The 15,205-nt window shown below is 69.5% G+C and carries 17 protein-coding genes; 10 read left to right on the forward strand and 7 right to left on the reverse strand.

Features of this window, described 5'->3' with window-relative positions; all coding sequences use genetic code 11:
• Window positions 1–180 precede the first annotated feature (180 nt).
• The 6 genes from BJ992_RS09090 to BJ992_RS09115 all read left to right on the forward strand — a co-directional run bounded on the left by BJ992_RS09090 (window position 181) and on the right by BJ992_RS09115 (window position 5,378).
• Window positions 181–756, forward strand: coding sequence for an ArsR/SmtB family transcription factor (locus BJ992_RS09090; RefSeq protein ID WP_184979469.1), 576 nt, complete (start codon window positions 181–183; stop codon window positions 754–756).
• A 232-nt stretch (window positions 757–988) separates the two neighbouring features.
• Window positions 989–1,939 carry a 30S ribosomal protein S2 gene (gene rpsB / locus BJ992_RS09095; protein ID WP_184979470.1) on the forward strand — a complete coding sequence of 317 codons (951 nt, stop codon included), beginning with the start codon at window positions 989–991 and terminating at the stop codon, window positions 1,937–1,939.
• A gap of 116 nt (window positions 1,940–2,055) precedes the next feature.
• Complete coding sequence (tsf, locus tag BJ992_RS09100; RefSeq protein ID WP_184979471.1) at window positions 2,056–2,889, forward strand: translation elongation factor Ts; 834 nt, start codon at window positions 2,056–2,058, stop codon at window positions 2,887–2,889.
• Window positions 2,890–3,018: 129 nt separating this feature from the next.
• Complete coding sequence (pyrH, locus tag BJ992_RS09105; RefSeq protein ID WP_246496570.1) at window positions 3,019–3,717, forward strand: UMP kinase; 699 nt, start codon at window positions 3,019–3,021, stop codon at window positions 3,715–3,717.
• A gap of 9 nt (window positions 3,718–3,726) precedes the next feature.
• The gene (gene frr, locus BJ992_RS09110; protein WP_184979473.1) at window positions 3,727–4,284 is read left to right on the forward strand and encodes a ribosome recycling factor; all 558 of its coding nucleotides are present in this window, start codon (window positions 3,727–3,729) and stop codon (window positions 4,282–4,284) included.
• Window positions 4,285–4,493: 209 nt separating this feature from the next.
• On the forward strand, window positions 4,494–5,378 hold the full coding sequence (locus tag BJ992_RS09115; protein ID WP_343072565.1) for a phosphatidate cytidylyltransferase: 885 nt from the start codon (window positions 4,494–4,496) through the stop codon (window positions 5,376–5,378).
• A gap of 93 nt (window positions 5,379–5,471) precedes the next feature.
• On the opposite strand, the gene BJ992_RS09120 is transcribed toward BJ992_RS09115, so the two are convergent.
• Window positions 5,472–6,503, reverse strand: coding sequence for a suppressor of fused domain protein (locus BJ992_RS09120; RefSeq protein WP_246496572.1), 1,032 nt, complete (start codon window positions 6,501–6,503; stop codon window positions 5,472–5,474).
• Window positions 6,504–6,619: 116 nt separating this feature from the next.
• On the opposite strand from BJ992_RS09120, the gene rlmN reads away from it, so the two are divergent.
• A complete protein-coding gene (rlmN, locus tag BJ992_RS09125) occupies window positions 6,620–7,723 on the forward strand; it encodes a dual-specificity RNA methyltransferase RlmN (RefSeq protein WP_184979475.1) in 1,104 nt (367 codons plus the stop codon).
• Between the two features lie 465 nt (window positions 7,724–8,188).
• Here the strand turns inward: rlmN and BJ992_RS09130 are convergent, their stop codons facing one another.
• The 5 genes from BJ992_RS09130 to BJ992_RS09150 form a co-directional block, all read right to left on the reverse strand.
• Entirely contained in the window at window positions 8,189–8,998 is an 810-nt protein-coding gene (locus BJ992_RS09130) for a methyltransferase domain-containing protein (protein WP_184979476.1), read from the reverse strand.
• Between the two features lie 84 nt (window positions 8,999–9,082).
• Window positions 9,083–9,337, reverse strand: a complete 255-nt coding sequence (locus BJ992_RS09135) for a hypothetical protein (protein ID WP_184979477.1) — start codon at window positions 9,335–9,337, stop codon at window positions 9,083–9,085.
• Window positions 9,338–9,773: 436 nt separating this feature from the next.
• Window positions 9,774–10,787 carry a WD40 repeat domain-containing protein gene (locus BJ992_RS34200; protein ID WP_184979478.1) on the reverse strand — a complete coding sequence of 338 codons (1,014 nt, stop codon included), beginning with the start codon at window positions 10,785–10,787 and terminating at the stop codon, window positions 9,774–9,776.
• Window positions 10,788–10,871: 84 nt separating this feature from the next.
• Complete coding sequence (locus tag BJ992_RS09145; protein ID WP_184979479.1) at window positions 10,872–11,558, reverse strand: hypothetical protein; 687 nt, start codon at window positions 11,556–11,558, stop codon at window positions 10,872–10,874.
• Between the two features lie 40 nt (window positions 11,559–11,598).
• Window positions 11,599–12,330: an ABC transporter ATP-binding protein gene (locus BJ992_RS09150; RefSeq protein ID WP_184979480.1), complete on the reverse strand. Its 732-nt coding sequence runs from the start codon at window positions 12,328–12,330 to the stop codon at window positions 11,599–11,601.
• Between BJ992_RS09150 and BJ992_RS33690 the strand changes: the two genes are divergently transcribed.
• Together BJ992_RS33690 and BJ992_RS34205 are read left to right on the forward strand one after the other, a co-directional pair.
• The gene (locus tag BJ992_RS33690; protein WP_281390322.1) at window positions 12,320–12,448 is read left to right on the forward strand and encodes a hypothetical protein; all 129 of its coding nucleotides are present in this window, start codon (window positions 12,320–12,322) and stop codon (window positions 12,446–12,448) included. The two genes, BJ992_RS09150 and BJ992_RS33690, sit on opposite strands and share 11 nt — an antisense overlap.
• Window positions 12,445–13,056: a DivIVA domain-containing protein gene (locus tag BJ992_RS34205; RefSeq protein WP_184979481.1), complete on the forward strand. Its 612-nt coding sequence runs from the start codon at window positions 12,445–12,447 to the stop codon at window positions 13,054–13,056. Before BJ992_RS33690 ends, BJ992_RS34205 begins: the two co-directional genes overlap by 4 nt.
• On the opposite strand, the gene BJ992_RS09160 is transcribed toward BJ992_RS34205, so the two are convergent.
• Window positions 13,035–13,535, reverse strand: a complete 501-nt coding sequence (locus BJ992_RS09160; RefSeq protein ID WP_184979482.1) for an Lrp/AsnC family transcriptional regulator — start codon at window positions 13,533–13,535, stop codon at window positions 13,035–13,037. The two genes, BJ992_RS34205 and BJ992_RS09160, sit on opposite strands and share 22 nt — an antisense overlap.
• 215 nt (window positions 13,536–13,750) lie before the next feature.
• Here BJ992_RS09160 and BJ992_RS09165 point away from each other — a divergent pair, with 215 nt between their 5' ends.
• Window positions 13,751–15,184 (forward strand): gamma-aminobutyraldehyde dehydrogenase, encoded by a 1,434-nt coding sequence (locus BJ992_RS09165; RefSeq protein ID WP_184979483.1) that lies wholly within the window; start codon window positions 13,751–13,753, stop codon window positions 15,182–15,184.
• Window positions 15,185–15,205 lie beyond the last annotated feature (21 nt).

The following is a 15,205-nucleotide window of genomic DNA, read 5'->3' on the forward strand; positions in this document are numbered from 1 at the left end:
GGAGGACGGGGTGGGTACGGTCCCTGGGTCGGCCGGCGTGTGGCTGATCGGAGGCCGGGACGGCCGGAGGCGGTACTCGGTCTTGGATGGAGCGGAACGCCGGGGCGGCCGGGCCCCGGCTGGGTTCGGTGGCCGGCGGGAGGTGGGGCGGGGCCGGGTGGACGCAGTAGCGTTCGGGGCATGAATAGGCCGAGCAAGCTGGTCGAGGATCCGCGGGCCATGCGTGCGCTGGCGCATCCGGCCAGACTGGCCATACTCAAGCGGCTTCAGCTCGAAGGGCCCGCCACGGCCACCGAGTGCGCGGCCGTGGCGGGGATCTCGGCGAGTGCGGGGAGTTATCACCTGCGGATGCTGGCCAAGTACGGGTTCGTGGAGGACGCGCCGCCGAGGGGGGACGGCCGGGAGCGGGTCTGGCAGGCGCCGCACCGGGGGTTCACCGTGCCGGAGCCGGACGACCAGACGCCGGAGCTCGCCGAGGCCAAGAACGTGCTGGCCAAAGCGGTGCTGGACGGGCTGGCCGAGGACGTCAGGCGGTATCTCGACTCCAGCGTCCGCGAGTCCAAGGAGTGGCGGCAGGCCGCGACGCTGAACCAGATGACCTTGCGCGTGAACGCCGAGGAACTGGCCGAGCTCGGCCGCAAGGTCACCGACATCCTCCTGCCGTACCTCGCACGCACCCGCGGCCCCGAGGCCGCGCCACCCGACGCGCGGGTGATCCAGGGGGTCGTCCACCTGTACCCGCGGCCGCCGGCCTGAGCCCGGGGGCCGCCGGACCCGGGCCTGGGGTGGTCGCGTTACGGGTACACTTTCAGGTGGCTCGTTTGAGCGGGCCGACTTCGCACGCCCACTATGCGGGCCGTCCCCTCGGTCCAGGCCGTTGGTCTGGATGGGGCGGTTCAAGGGCGTCAGGGCGGGGGCCGCGGGCCCTCGCGCACAACCGAGACACGCGCCCTCAGCAAAGGCGCTCTACCCAGGAGGACCATAACTCATGGCCCCCGTCGTCACCATGCGGCAGATGCTGGAAAGCGGTGTGCACTTCGGCCACCAGACGCGGCGCTGGAACCCGAAGATGAAGCGCTTCATCCTCACTGAGCGCAACGGCATCTACATCATCGACCTGCAGAAGTCGCTGTCGTTCATCGACCGCGCCTACGACTTCGTCAAGGAGACCGTCGCCCACGGCGGCACCATCCTGTTCATCGGCACCAAGAAGCAGGCCCAGGAGGCCATCGCCGAGCAGGCCGCGCGGGTCGGCATGCCCTACGTCAACCAGCGTTGGCTCGGCGGCATGCTCACCAACTTCTCCACCGTGCACAAGAGGCTCCAGCGTCTCAAGGAGCTCGAGGAGCTCGACTTCGACAACGTGGCAGGCTCCGGGCTCACCAAGAAGGAGCTCCTGATGCGCCGCCGCGAGAAGGACAAGCTCGAGCGCACCCTCGGCGGCATCCGGGACATGGCGCGCGTGCCGAGCGCGGTGTGGGTGGTCGACACCAAGAAGGAGCACATCGGGATCAGTGAGGCCCGCAAGCTGAACATCCCGGTCGTCGCGATCCTCGACACCAACTGCGACCCCGACGAGGTCGACTACCCGATCCCCGGCAACGACGACGCCATCCGCGCCGTCAGCCTCCTCACCCGGGTGATCGCGGACGCGGTGGCCGACGGCCTGATGGCCCGCGCCGGCGCGAGCCGCGGCGGGGACGACAAGCCCGCCGGTGCGGTGGCCGAGCCGCTCGCCGAGTGGGAGCGCGAGCTCCTCGCTCGTTCCGAGGAGGCCCCCGCGGCCCCCGCCGAGGAGACCGCCGCCGCTGCCGAGGCTCCGGCTGAAGAGGCCGCTGCGGCCCCCGAGGAGACCGCCGCCGCTGCCGAGGCTCCGGCCGACGAGACCCCCGCGGCCCCCGAGGCCGAGGCCGGCGAGGGCACCGCGCAGCAGAGCTGACGTTCGTCCCGCGGCCCGGATCCACAGCCGGTACGCGGGCCTGGCGCTTCACGGGTGGGTGTGCACAACCCCGGGCACACCCACCCGATCCACGACGAACTCGACGAGGAAAGACAATGGCTTCCGTTAACATGGCCGACGTCAAGCGGCTCCGTGAGCTGACCGCCGCCGGCATGATGGACTGCAAGAAGGCCCTTGAGGAGGCCGGCGGCGACATCGAAAAGGCCGTCGACATCCTGCGGGTCAAGGGTGCCAAGGACGTCGGCAAGCGCGAGGCGCGCACCGCGTCCAACGGCCTCATCGCCGTCAAGCAGGACGGCGAGTCGCTCGCCGCGCTGCTCGAGCTCAACTGCGAGACCGACTTCGTGGCCAAGGGCGAGCGTTTCCAGGAGCTGGCCGCCAAGGTCGTCGCGCACGTGCTCGCGTCCCGGCCGTCCGACGTGCCGACCCTGCTGGAGTCCGACCTCGACGGCAAGTCCGTCAAGGAGCACCTGGACGAGGCCAACGCGGCCCTCGGCGAGAAGATCGAAGTTCGCCGTTTCGCCGTGCTCGACGGCGGACACATCGTGGCGTACATGCACAAGACCGACCCGCAGCTGCCCCCGGCGGTGGGTGTCCTCGTGCAGCTCGACAGCCCGAACACCGAGGTCGGCAAGGACATCGCGCAGCACGCCGCCGCCATGGCCCCCCGCTACCTCAACCCCAACTCCGTCCCGGCCGACGTGGTCGAGAAGGAGCGCACGGTCTTCGAGCAGATGACCCGCGAGGAGGGCAAGCCGGAGGCCGCGATCGCCAAGATCGTCGATGGTCGCGTCAACGGCTGGTACAAGGACTTCACCCTTCTTGAGCAGGCGTTCGTCAAGGACAACAAGAAGACGGTCGGCAAGTACGCCGCCGAGGCGGGTGTGAAGGTCCTGGCCTTCGTCCGCTACAAGGTCGGTCAGGCATAGGCTTAACCCAGAGCGATCTGACCAGCTTCGCAACCCGAGATCGAGGAGGCCGCCGCCGTGCAGGAGAGTCAACCACCAGCTACGCCGGCGGCTTCGTCGTTCAACTGGCCGTTGCGGTGGAAGCGCGTCATGCTGAAGCTGTCCGGCGAGGCCTTCGCCGGGGGTGAGCCCCTCGGCATCGACCCCGTGGTGGTGGCCAAGCTCGCCGACTCCATCGCCGAGGCCGTGCGTGAGCGTGTGCAGGTCGCCGTGGTGGTCGGCGGCGGCAACATGTTCCGTGGCGCCGCGCTGCACGAGCGCGGCATGGACCGCGCTCGCGCCGACTACATGGGCATGCTCGGCACGGTCATCAACTGCCTCGCGCTGCAGGACTTCCTGGAGAAGCGCGGCGTGGAGACCCGGGTGCAGACGGCCATCACGATGCAGCAGGTCGCCGAGCCGTTCCTGCCTCGCCGCGCCATCCGCCACCTCGAGAAGGGACGGGTGGTCATCTTCGGCGCCGGTCTCGGCTCGCCGTTCTTCTCCACCGACACCTGCGCCGCGCAGCGCGCGCTGGAGATCGGCGCGGAGGCGCTGCTGAAGGGCACGCAGGTGGACGGGGTCTACGACTCCGACCCGCGTAAGAACCCCGACGCCGTCCGGTTCGACCAGCTCGACTACAGCGAGGTGCTGCGGCGGGGTCTCGGTGTGATGGATTCCACGGCGATCAGCCTGTGCATGGACAACGGCCTGCCTATCGTGGTGTTCGACCTGATGGGTGAGGGCAACATTCTGCGGGCGGTCCGCGGTGAAAAGATCGGCACGCTGGTGAGTCCGGCAGGGAAATAGGGAGCCGCTGTGATCGACGAAACCCTCCTCGAAGCCGAGGAGAAAATGGACAAGGCGGTCGCGGTCGCCAAGGAGGACTTCGCGGCGATCCGCACCGGCAGGGTCAGCCCCTCGATGTTCAACAAGATCACTGTTGACTACTACGGGTCACCCACTCCGGTGCAGCAGCTCGCGTCGTTCCACGTCCCCGAGGCGCGCATGGTGATCATCCAGCCGTACGACAAGGGGTCGATGGGTGCGATCGAGCGGGCCATCCGCGACAGCGACCTCGGCGTGAACCCCGGCAACGACGGCGCGGTGATCCGCGTGGTGTTCCCCGAGCTGTCGGAGGAGCGCCGCAAGGAGTACATCAAGATCGCGCGTAACAAGGCCGAGAGCAGCAAGGTGTCGGTGCGCAACATTCGCCGTCACGCCAAGGAGACCTTGGACAAAATGGTCAAGGACGGCGAGGCCGGCGAGGACGAGGTGCGTCGCGCCGAGAAGGAGCTCGACGACCTCACTCAGAAGCACGTCGCCAAGATCGACGAGCTGTTGAAGCACAAGGAAGCCGAGCTGCTCGAAGTCTGAGCGCGTCGAAGTCAGGTTCGGGCGCCTCCGCTTCGGTAACCGGCCGAAGCGGCAGGCGCCTCGCCACGTCCGCCGCTGCCGGCGGGTGGGCCGGTCGGCGGTGCGAGCATGAGGGGAACCGGGCCGGTAGGAGAGTTGGGAACACAGTGGATGGTACGGCGGGCGGCCCAGGGCCGGCCTTGGGCCCCGGCGCGGACGGGCTCCCGCTCGTGAGCGGCCCCGGCGCGGAGGAGGTTCCGTCGGCGGGCCGGGAGCCGGAGCCGAGCGCTCCCGGTGAGCGGCCCAAGGGCATCCGTACGGGACGCAATCTGCCTGCCGCGATCGCGGTGGGCCTGGTGCTCGGCGCGCTGGTCATCGGTTCGCTCTACACCGTCAAGGTGGCGTTCCTCGCGGTGGTGCTCGCCGCCGTGGGTCTCGGCGTGGTGGAGCTCAGCCAGGCGTTCGGCACCCGAGGCATCAGGGTCCCTGTGGTGCCGGTGCTGGCCGGGCTGGTCGCCATGCAGGCCGGCGGGTACTGGGGTGGCCCGGTCTGGCTGCTCGGCGCCTTCGTGCTGACCGTGCTGGTCCTGCTGACGTGGCGCATGTTCCAGGGCCAGGACGGCTATGTCCGTGACTCGACCGCCAGTGTGCTCACCGCGGTCTACCCGGCGCTGATCGCCGGGTTCGTCCCGTTGATGTTGCTTGAGGAGGACGGCGCGCACCGCGTGGTCATCTTCGTCGCGGTCACCGTGTGCAGCGACATCGGCGGCTACTTCGCCGGCATCCTGTTCGGCAGGCACCCCATGTCGGTGATCAGCCCGAAGAAGACCTGGGAGGGTTTCGCGGGTTCCGTGGTGGCCTGTGTGGTCTGCGGCGCGCTGCTGGTGCGGTTCCTGCTGGAAGGTGAGTACTGGCAGGGTGCGGTGGTCGGGGTCGTGGTGGCCGTGTTCGCCACCCTCGGCGACCTCATCGAGTCGGTCATCAAGCGCGATCTCGGCCTCAAGGACATGGGGAGTTTGCTGCCGGGACACGGCGGCATGATGGACCGCCTCGACTCGCTGCTCGTCACATTGTTCCCGGTCTGGCTGCTGCTGGCGACCTTCGTCCCCGCCTAGCACCGCTGTCCGTACGGCCCGAGCCGCTCAGGCTCCGTGCGGCGCGGCGTGTGAGCGGTGGCAGAGTAGGCGAGGGCCGTTCGCGGAGCGCGCTCAGGGCATCCGGCCGCGCAGGTCGAGCGCGTCGTGGCCCTGTTCGGCGGCGATCCGCAGCTCGGTCTGGGTGAGCGGCACGGTCCAGAGCCAGCGGACCTCGTCACCGCCGAAGGCGAATCCGGATAAGTCCGGTAAGCCTGGCAGAGTGTCCAGCAGGACGACACCGTCGTAGTCCGGTCCGAGGGGGAACGACCCGGGGTCGCCGTACCAGCGGGCCGTGTGGCCGTGACCCAGCCACGTGACGGACTGCCACGGGTACCGTGCCAGCCACACCAGCACCTGCGCGGCCCTGGTCACCTCCACGCGCGTCGCGAGGGCCAGTTCGACACGGGCCAGTCCGTCCGGCCGTTCGGTGTACTGCTCCACCGTCGGCATGCGCTGGCAGCTCATGCCGATCGTTGACACCACCGTGTGGCCGGGGCCCGGCCGTTCGGTGATCCCCATGGTCGGCAGCGCGGCGCCGAGGTCCCAGTACCGGTCGGAAGGGCCCACCCTGGCGTCCAGGTGGCTCATCACGAACTGCTGGAACGACGGCCAGGCCCCGTCCCCGGCCCGCCACTCCCAGTACGCGCGTGCCTTCGCGATGCGCGGCGCCAGCCCTTCGAGGGCCTCGGTGAGCGACCAGGCCAGCGGAGAGTCACCCACGGCGTCGCGCGCGTACCCCGGCATGCCGCGCTCCAGGTCGGCCCAGCCGGGAATCACGGCCAGCAGCTCGCCGTTGCGATACAGGGCGGCGCCGTCGCCCTCCTCGAACCACAACACGGCGAGCTCGCCCGCCGCGAGCGGCGCCGTGCCGGCCGGCATCTGCGTGCCGTCCACCGGCATCACCGGGGATCGCCAGGGATCGGCGGGATCGAGGTGCGCGGAGGAGTCAGGCGCGTTCGCGTGGTTGGCGAGCCAGACCGCTCCGTGGATCCCGCCATGAGCGTCACGAAGGTAGGCTACCGACGACACCCCGTCGGTCTCGACGGTCACCACCCGGCTGCCGTACGGACTGGTGTCGGTGACAATGACATCGGTGGTGCCCAAGGCCTCATCCGCCTTTCCCGTGGACATCTCCCTGTCGGCCGAGCGCTGGCTGCTCGCAATAGATCACACGGAATGGCTGTCCAATGCAGCTTCCGGCAAACCGTTAAGAGAAGGACATGTCTGCGGAGCTAACGTTCGTCGCCCCCCGGCGCGCCAAGCCGGCCCGGCACCTGGCCGACCTGACCATGGCGGAGCGCCGCGCCGCGGTCGCCGAGCTCGGCGAGAAGCCGTTCCGTGCCGAGCAGCTCTCCCGTCACTACTTCGAACGGCTCGCCGACGACCCCGCCGCGATGACCGACCTGCCCGCGTCGTCGCGTGAGCGACTGGTCGAAGGGCTGATGCCGTCGTTGCTCACGCCGGTCCGTGAGATCACCTGCGACGGCGGCATGACCCGCAAGACGCTGTGGAAGCTGTTCGACGGCGCGCTGGTGGAGTCGGTGCTGATGCGTTACCCCGACCGCGTGACGATGTGCGTGTCGTCGCAGGCCGGCTGCGGCATGAACTGCCCTTTCTGCGCCACAGGCCAGGCCGGCCTGACCCGCAACATGTCCACCGCCGAGATCGTCGAGCAGGTCGTCGCCGGGGCCCGTGCACTGGCCCGTGACGAGGTCCCCGGCGGCCCCGGCCGGGTCGGCAACATCGTCTTCATGGGCATGGGTGAGCCGCTGGCCAACTACAAGGCCGTCATCGGCGCCGTCCGCCGCATCGTCGACCCCGCACCCGAGGGCCTCGGCATCTCGGCCCGCGGCGTCACCGTCTCAACGGTCGGCCTCGTCCCCGCCATCGGCAAACTCGCCGCCGAGGGTCTCCCCGTGACCTTGGCCGTCTCCCTCCACGCTCCCGACGACGAGCTGCGCGACACGCTCGTCCCCGTCAACACCCGCTGGAAGGTCGACGAGGTCCTCGACGCCGCCTGGTCCTACGCCGCGATCACCAAGCGCCGCGTCTCCATCGAGTACGCACTGATCAAGGACATCAACGACCAGGCATGGCGCGCCGACATGCTCGGCCGCCTGCTCAAGGGCAAGCTGGTCCACGTCAACCTCATCCCGTTGAACCCCACCCCCGGCTCCAAGTGGACCGCCTCCCGCCCCGAGGACGAACGCACCTTCGTCCACCGCCTGCAGTCCCACGGCGTCCCCGTCACCGTCCGCGACACCCGAGGCCAGGAAATCGACGGCGCCTGCGGCCAACTCGCCGCCGCCCCTCCGGAGAAGTGATCCGGGAGGTCGACCTCGTAGGGGAGTACCGGGGCCGGTTGATCGACCGTGCTCGCGGTCAGCCAGCTGTTGAACTCTGGTGATGTGATCTGGGGGTGTGGCTCGACGGGAGTTTCCTGGGGCTGGTTGATCGACCGTGCTCGCGGTCAATCAACTCGTGAACTCTGGTGATGTGATCTGAGGGTGTGGCTCGACGGGAGTTTCCTGGGGCTGGTTGATCGACCGTGCTCGCGGCCAACCAGCTGTTGAACCCCGGAGATGTGATCCGGGAGATTTAGCTCAAAGGGGAGGTACCAAGGGCCGGGTGATCCGACGGTCTTCCCGGCCGGCTCGCCGCAGCGATCCTGGCGGAGCAGCCCCCCGGAGCCGGTCAGGTTCGTCTCCCACCGCACCGGTGCCGGGTCGGCGCCGACGCGGTGGGACGGTGTGCGGCGAATCCGGCGCCGTCGTACGGCGGCCGGCCGGTCACGCGCGGCAGAGGATCTCGCCGTGCAGGACGGTGAACCAGCCGTCGGGGTCCGCGCCCCAGGTGCGCCAGGCGGCGGCCAGGCGGTCCAGGTCGGGCCGGGTCGCGAAGCCGTGGCCGATCGCCTGGTCGGCCATGGCGGACGTGGTGACGCGTTCGGCCCACAGGCCGCTCCACCAGGCGCGGTCCTCCGGGGTGGCGAAGCACCAGGTGGAGGCCGATGGGGTGATCTCGGTGAAGCCGGCCTCACGGGCCCAGGACAGCAGGCGGCGTCCGGCGTCGGGCTCGCCTCCGTTGGCGCGGGCCAGCCGGTGGTACAGGCCGGACCATTCGGCCAGCTCGGGTAGCTCGGGGTAGAAGATGAAGGCGGCGTAGTCGGAGTCGCGGACCGCGACCAGACCGCCGGGACGGCACACCCGCCGCATGGCGGCCAGCGCTCCGACCGGGTCGGCCACGTGCTGCACCACCTGATGCGCGTGCACCACGTCGAACGTCCCCTCGCCGTACCCGAGGTCGTACACGTCGCCGACCTCGCAGACGACGTTGTCCAGCCCCTGGGACGCCATCAGCTCGGCGGACTGCGCCACGATCTCCTCGGCGGTGTCGATCGCGACCACCCGTCCCGGCGCCACCAGCCGCGCGAGGTCGGCCGTGATCGTGCCGGGCCCGCACCCGACGTCCAGCAGGGACATGCCGGGCCGCAGATGCGGCACGAGGTACGCCGCCGAGTTCTCCGCCGTCCGCCAGGTGTGCGACCGCAGCACCGACGCGTGATGCCCGTGCGTGTAGACGGCCCTTGATGAGGACATCTCTACCTCCTCGATCCAAGTCAACGAGCCTGAGCCTAACCCGGTGACCAAATGTCGAGAAAGTTTGTCTCATATATCGGGACATCAGAGGTGCTGCACGGTCTTCACGACCAGCACGAGGAACAGCATCGCCAGCAGGCCCACCACGATCATCCGCGCCGCCGCCGACAACGCCGACGACTTCGCCTCAGGCACCTTCGCGGCCGCCTCCGCGGCGGCCTTCACCGCCTTGCCCCATCCGGCCCAGATGTCCATCGTCCGCTGGAACCGCCGGCCGACGAAGAACAGCACCGTGGCGACCAGGATGATCATCATGACGCGACCGTGGGATGCGTCCATACGCGCTCCTGTCCTCGGGTAAGCGGATTTTCCCGTACTCGAATTTATTCGATCCACTGCGAGTGTGAATGGCGAATGCTTGACCGATCCCGGGGATGATATGGGGCCGAACGGCATATTTATCGATATATAAATAGGACGCGATTGGCGAACAGCGGAACTGGTCGTGCCGGAGATGCCGCGACCGGACCCGGCGCTGGACTGGGTGGATGTGGTGCGAGGCGACATGCGCGCCGGGGAGGAATTGCACGTGCCGGGTGATACGGAACCGATGGCGCTGCCGTCACGTGGACACGTTGCCGTCGGCGGCCCGTTCGCGAATCAGGTGACACCTAAATTCTTCCCCGCAAATGCAGAGCTGTCCGCTTTTATGAGGACCGAGTCGACCCATCACGAATGTCACGCCGGCTCCATGTCGGCGACTCCCTGCTGGACGTCACGGTCCCGATCGGCCCGGTGAGCGATCACCGGCGGGGCCGGTGATCGTGGCCGGTGGGCCGAGCGCCATCCGGACGAGTCGTGCGGGCCCCTGCTCACCGCTCCCCGCCGCCACGGCGAGCACCAGGTCACCCGTCCGCGCCTCGACCCACTGCACCGCTTCGGCGAAGACGCCGCCGTCCGCCACCTGGGCCAGCTCGGCCCCGCTGCGGCCGTCCCAGACCCGGACGGTGCGGTCCTTGCCCGTGCTGGCTCCGAGCAGCCTCCCGTCCGGCAGCACGGCCATGGTCACCGCCTTGACCGGTGCCCTGTGCCCGGCGAAGGTCATCACGTGGCGGCCGCTGAGGCAGTGCCACACCTTCACGGCGCCGTCGTCGGCGGCGGTGACCAGCCGGCACTCGCCATCGGGTGTCACGGCGAGGTCGATGCTTCGCACGCTCTCCGCGCTCGCCGCGAAGATGTTCAGGAGTTCCGCCGTGTGGCCGTCCCAGATCCGTACGTGGCCTCCGACGTCCGCCGCCGCGAGCAGAAGCCGTCCGCCGGGTGGCGCGGCCCACGCCACAGATGACACGAGGTGCCGTGGAATCGGCATGGTGTGCAGCGCGGCCCCCGTGCGGCCGTCGCGGATGGACACGCCGTCGCCGCCGCACGCGAGCAGGACCCGTCCGCACGGAAGTGGCATCCACCTGGCGGACTTGACGACGTAGTAGTTGTCCTGCGCCGTCCAGCGGAGCTGACCGGTCACGCCGTCGAAGACCTGGACCTCCCCTCCTTGCACACCGGCGGCGAGCCACCGGTCACCATCGGGAAGAACGGCCCAGGCGACCGACCAGACCATCTCACGGGTGTCGAACGTGTGCAGGACGTGGCCGGTGTTCCCGTCCCACACCTCGATCAGTTCGTCGAAGGCGGTGGCGACGAGCAGGCAGCCGCCGGGCAGGGCCGCCGTGGCCACGTGGTGAGCGTGGGAGCCGGCCGGTGCGGCGAACCCGGTCTCGGTGGGCTCTTCCACCCGGTCACCCCCTTGGCGCGGGACCCCCGATGCGTGCGGCGCCAGTGCTGCGGCGTCCCATGGTCGCAATCTGCGGCGAACCGGTCAAGGACGGGTGCGCCGCAGCCGGACGTAGGCGAGAAGCCCCAGAGCGCACCAGGCGAGCGTCACCGCGGCGAGGCCCGGCAGGGAGGCGGTCAGGAAGGCGGGTTCGCTCGCGCCGCGGATCCAGCCGATGATCGGCACGGTCAGCCAGGTGAACGGGGTGAGGCTGAGCAGCAGGACGACGGCGTAACCGCCGATCAGGACGAGAGTGGAGACCGCGGGGTCGGGGAGGACGGGGCGGCTGGTGAGTGCTCCGAGCGCGGTGCCGGTGACCAGGGACAGCACGTGCAGGGCCGCGCCGCCGGCGAGCACCGTCACGCCGGGGAACGTGGTGAAGCCGATGCCGAGCGGTACGACGAGAGCGAGCACGGCGAGGCCGGCGGCGACGGCCGCGCCGGCCAGGAGGCCGCTGACGACCTCGCGTCCCGGCCGGGACGCGGCGGTGGCCGAGATCAGCCGTTGCACGTCCGGCTCGGCGTCCAGCAGGCCGCGTACCGACCAGGCCAGGACCGGTACGAGCAGCGCCGCCGAGTCGGAGTACGTCGCGAGCTCCTGGCCCGGTGTGACGCGGGTGGAGTAGAGCACGATCATGACGACCAGCAGGCCGAGGAACGGCTGGATGACGCGGTGCGCCTTGACGTAGGCGGCGAGCTTGAACCGCGTGAGCGCGGCGACCGGCCCGGTCATGACGGGTCCTCCTCGAACCGCGCGAGCGTGACCGGCCCTTTCATGACGGGTCCTCCCGGAGGTCGGCCTGGTATCCCTCGGCGCGCAGCTTGCGCAGCACCACCTCGGTGTCCGCTTGCGACACCCGCACCTCGATGACGGCGGACGCCTCACGCGGCGCGGCGTCCCGGGTGGCGCGCAGCTCGGCGGTGTGGTTCTCGACGGCCACGTGAAGGGTGCGCGGCAGGTCGGCGAGGCCGTTCTGGTGGTCACTGACGACCACGATGCCGCCGGCCGCGCGGACCTCCTCGACGGCCAGCGGCAGCTCGGCGTGGCTCTGCCGGTCGAGGCCCGCGAACGGCTCGTCCAGGATGAGCAGGCCGGGGGAGGCGAGCAGCGCCTGCGCGAGGCCGACCTTCTGCGCGCTGCCTTTGGACAGGTCAGGCAGCGGCGTGTCCAGCAGGGACGTCATGCCGAGCCGCTCCACCCAGGGGTCGGCGGCGCTCGCGGGGAGGCCGCGTACGGCGGCCATGTGCGCGAGGTAGGCCGACACCGTGAACGGCTGCGCGGTGGGGAAGATCTCGGGAGCGTACCCGACGACCGCCGGACGGCCGGTGACCGAGCCGCGAGCCGGCCGGGTGACCCCGGCCAGCAGGCGCAGCAACGTCGACTTGCCGGCGCCGTTGCGGCCCGCCACCTCGGCGACCGTGCCGTCGGGAAGCTCCAGGTGGACGTCACGAAGGACCCACGGTGCGCGGCGGCCGTACCGGAAGGAGACGTTCGTGAGCCGCATGATCCGAAAGCTTACCGGGGCTTGCCGTCACCTTCTGGATTTCGTCAAGGTATTTGTCCAGAATGGTAAAGAAGCAAAAGGAGATACGGGGGTGTTGATCCGGGAGGTCAAAGGGTGAACCGTTTTCCGCGTGTGTCCGGGTTACGCAACGGCTATGACCCCGAACAGGTGGACGTGCTCATCCGGCGCATCGAGGCGACCCTCGGCCGGGGGACGCTTGCGGGCCCCGCGGTCACGGCCGACGAGATCCGCATGTCGCGCTTCGGGGTCCGCCTCGGCGGCTACCACGAACTGGCGGTGGACTTCGCCTTGGAGGCGTTCGTCGTCGCGATAGAGACGAGGGCGTCCGAGCCCGTTCCCCCGCCGAATCCCGGACAGGACGACGACGCTCCGACCCTGCCGGGCCTCGGTGAGACCGGCGACGTGGCCGGTGCCATGACCGCCGCCTGGCTGGAGTCCGAGGCCTCGCGCGTGGAACGGGTCTCTTTCCGGCCCGGCCGTCTCGGCTCCGGCTACGACGAGGACGAGGTGGACGCCTTCCTCGACCGCGTGGTCGCCACCCTCCGCGGCACGACCGAGCACCCCTTGACCGCCGGCCAGATCCGTGAGGCGACCTTCTCGACCGTCATGTTCAGGCCTGGCTACTCGGTGCCGCAGGTCGACGCCTTCCTCGCGGAGATCGCCACGGTGGTGGACCGCCGAGGTCAGCGGGTGCCCCAGCTGTAGGTCTGTTTGCGGAGCTTGAGGTAGACGAAGGTCTCGGTGGCGCGGACGGTGGGGATGGCGCGGATTTTACCGAGGATTTCCAGCAGGTGGTTGTCTCCTTCGCAGACGACCTCGACCATGATGTCCAGAGAGCCTGCGGTGAGGACGACGTAGTCGATCTCTTCGATGGATGACAACTTGTCGGCGACGGTCTCCAGGTCGCCTTCGCACTTGATGCCGATCATGGCCTGGCGGGGGAAACCCAGGGTGAGGGGGTCGGTGACGGCGACGATCTGCATGACTCCGGCGTCGAGCAGGCGCTGGACGCGCTGGCGGACGGCGGCCTCCGACAGGCCCACGGCCTTGCCGATGGCGGCGTAGGGCTTGCGGCCGTCGGCCTGGAGTTCTTCGATGATGCGCTTGGAGATCGCGTCGAGCACCACGGGACCGGGCTTTCCCTCGTGGTTGTTGTCCCGGCGCGCCTTCGGCGGCGTCGTCATCTCCGTACGTCCTCCTCGCGCGCGACGGCCTACCGCACGGTGGTTACGGGGCGGTTCCCGCCATGTTGCCGTCCTGGTGCGACATGTTGTCAGCTCCTGAGGGTCTGTCAAGCGATTTCGTAGCAATTTGATATATTCGCGACGAAATCCCTTGTCGCGCCTCCGACACTCTGTCAGAGTCGCGACAACTCAGCCACCTCCGGAGGAGGTCAACGTTGACCACCCGTCTGCAGAACTTCATCAACGGTGAACTGGTGGACGCCAAAAGCGGCCGGTTCTCCGACGTGATCGACCCGTGTACCGGTGAGTCCTACCTCCAGGCGCCGATCTCCGGCCAGGACGACGTGGACGCCGCCTACGCCGCGGCGGCCGCCGCGTTCGAGACGTGGGGGCGTACGACACCGGGGGAGCGGGCCGCTCACCTGTTGAAGATCGCCGACGCCATCGAGGCGCGAGCCGAGGAGCTCGTGGAGGCCGAGTGCCTCAACACCGGCAAGCCGCGAGCCCGCATGGCCGAGGACGAGATCCCGCCGGCGGCCGACCACTTCCGTTTCTTCGCCGGCGCCGCGCGCACCCTGGAGGGCCCGACCTCCGGTGAGTTCCTCGCCGACCACACCTCGGTGATCCGCCACGAGCCGATCGGCGTCGTCGGCCAGGTCACCCCGTGGAACTACCCGATGATGATGGCGGTGTGGAAGATCGCTCCGGCGCTCGCCGCCGGCAACACCGTGGTGCTGAAGCCGTCGGACACGACGCCGGCCTCCACGGTGAAGCTCGCCGAGATCCTCGGCGAGGTCCTTCCCGCCGGTGTGTTCAACGTGGTCACCGGCGACCGCGAGACCGGCGCGCTCGTGGTGGCGCACGACACGGCGTCCATGGTGGCGATCACCGGCTCGGTCGGCGCGGGGGTGCAGGTCGCCAAGTCGGCGGCCGACGACCTCAAGCGCGTCCACCTGGAGCTCGGCGGCAAGGCCCCGGTCGTGGTGTTCGACGACGTCAAGGACATCAAGGCGGTCGCCGAGGCCATCGCAGGCGCCGGCCTGTACAACGCGGGCCAGGACTGCACGGCGGCCTGCCGCGTGCTGGTGCACGAAAGCGTCCACGAGCCGTTCCTCGCCGCGCTGACCGAGGCGGCGGCCGCCACGAGGACCGGCGGTCTGGACGACGCGGAGGCCTACTACGGCCCGCTGAACAACGCCAACCAGCTCGCGCGCGTCGAGGGTTTCCTTGAGCGCGCGCCGGACCACGCCAGGGTGGTCACCGGCGGCAAGCGGGTGGGGGACAAGGGCTTCCTGTTCGAGCCGACCGTCGTGGACGGCCTGAAGCAGGACGACGAGATGATCCAGACCGAGGTGTTCGGCCCGGTCATCACGGTGCAGACCTTCGCCGACGACGCCGAGGCGCTGACGATGGCCAACGACGTCAAGTACGGCCTGTCGGCGTCGGTGTGGACCTCCGACCACGGCAGGGCCATGCGCATGTCGCAGCGGCTGGACTTCGGCGTGGTCTGGGTGAACACCCACATACCCTTCGTGTCGGAAATGCCGCATGGCGGGTTCAAGCACTCGGGGTACGGCAAGGACCTGTCGGTCTTCGGCCTGCACGACTACACCCGGGTGAAGCACGTCATGCACTACATCGGCGAGTGACTCGGGGATCCACATATAAGC

Source organism: Sphaerisporangium rubeum (genome assembly GCF_014207705.1).
In the GTDB taxonomy this organism is placed as follows: domain Bacteria; phylum Actinomycetota; class Actinomycetes; order Streptosporangiales; family Streptosporangiaceae; genus Sphaerisporangium; species Sphaerisporangium rubeum.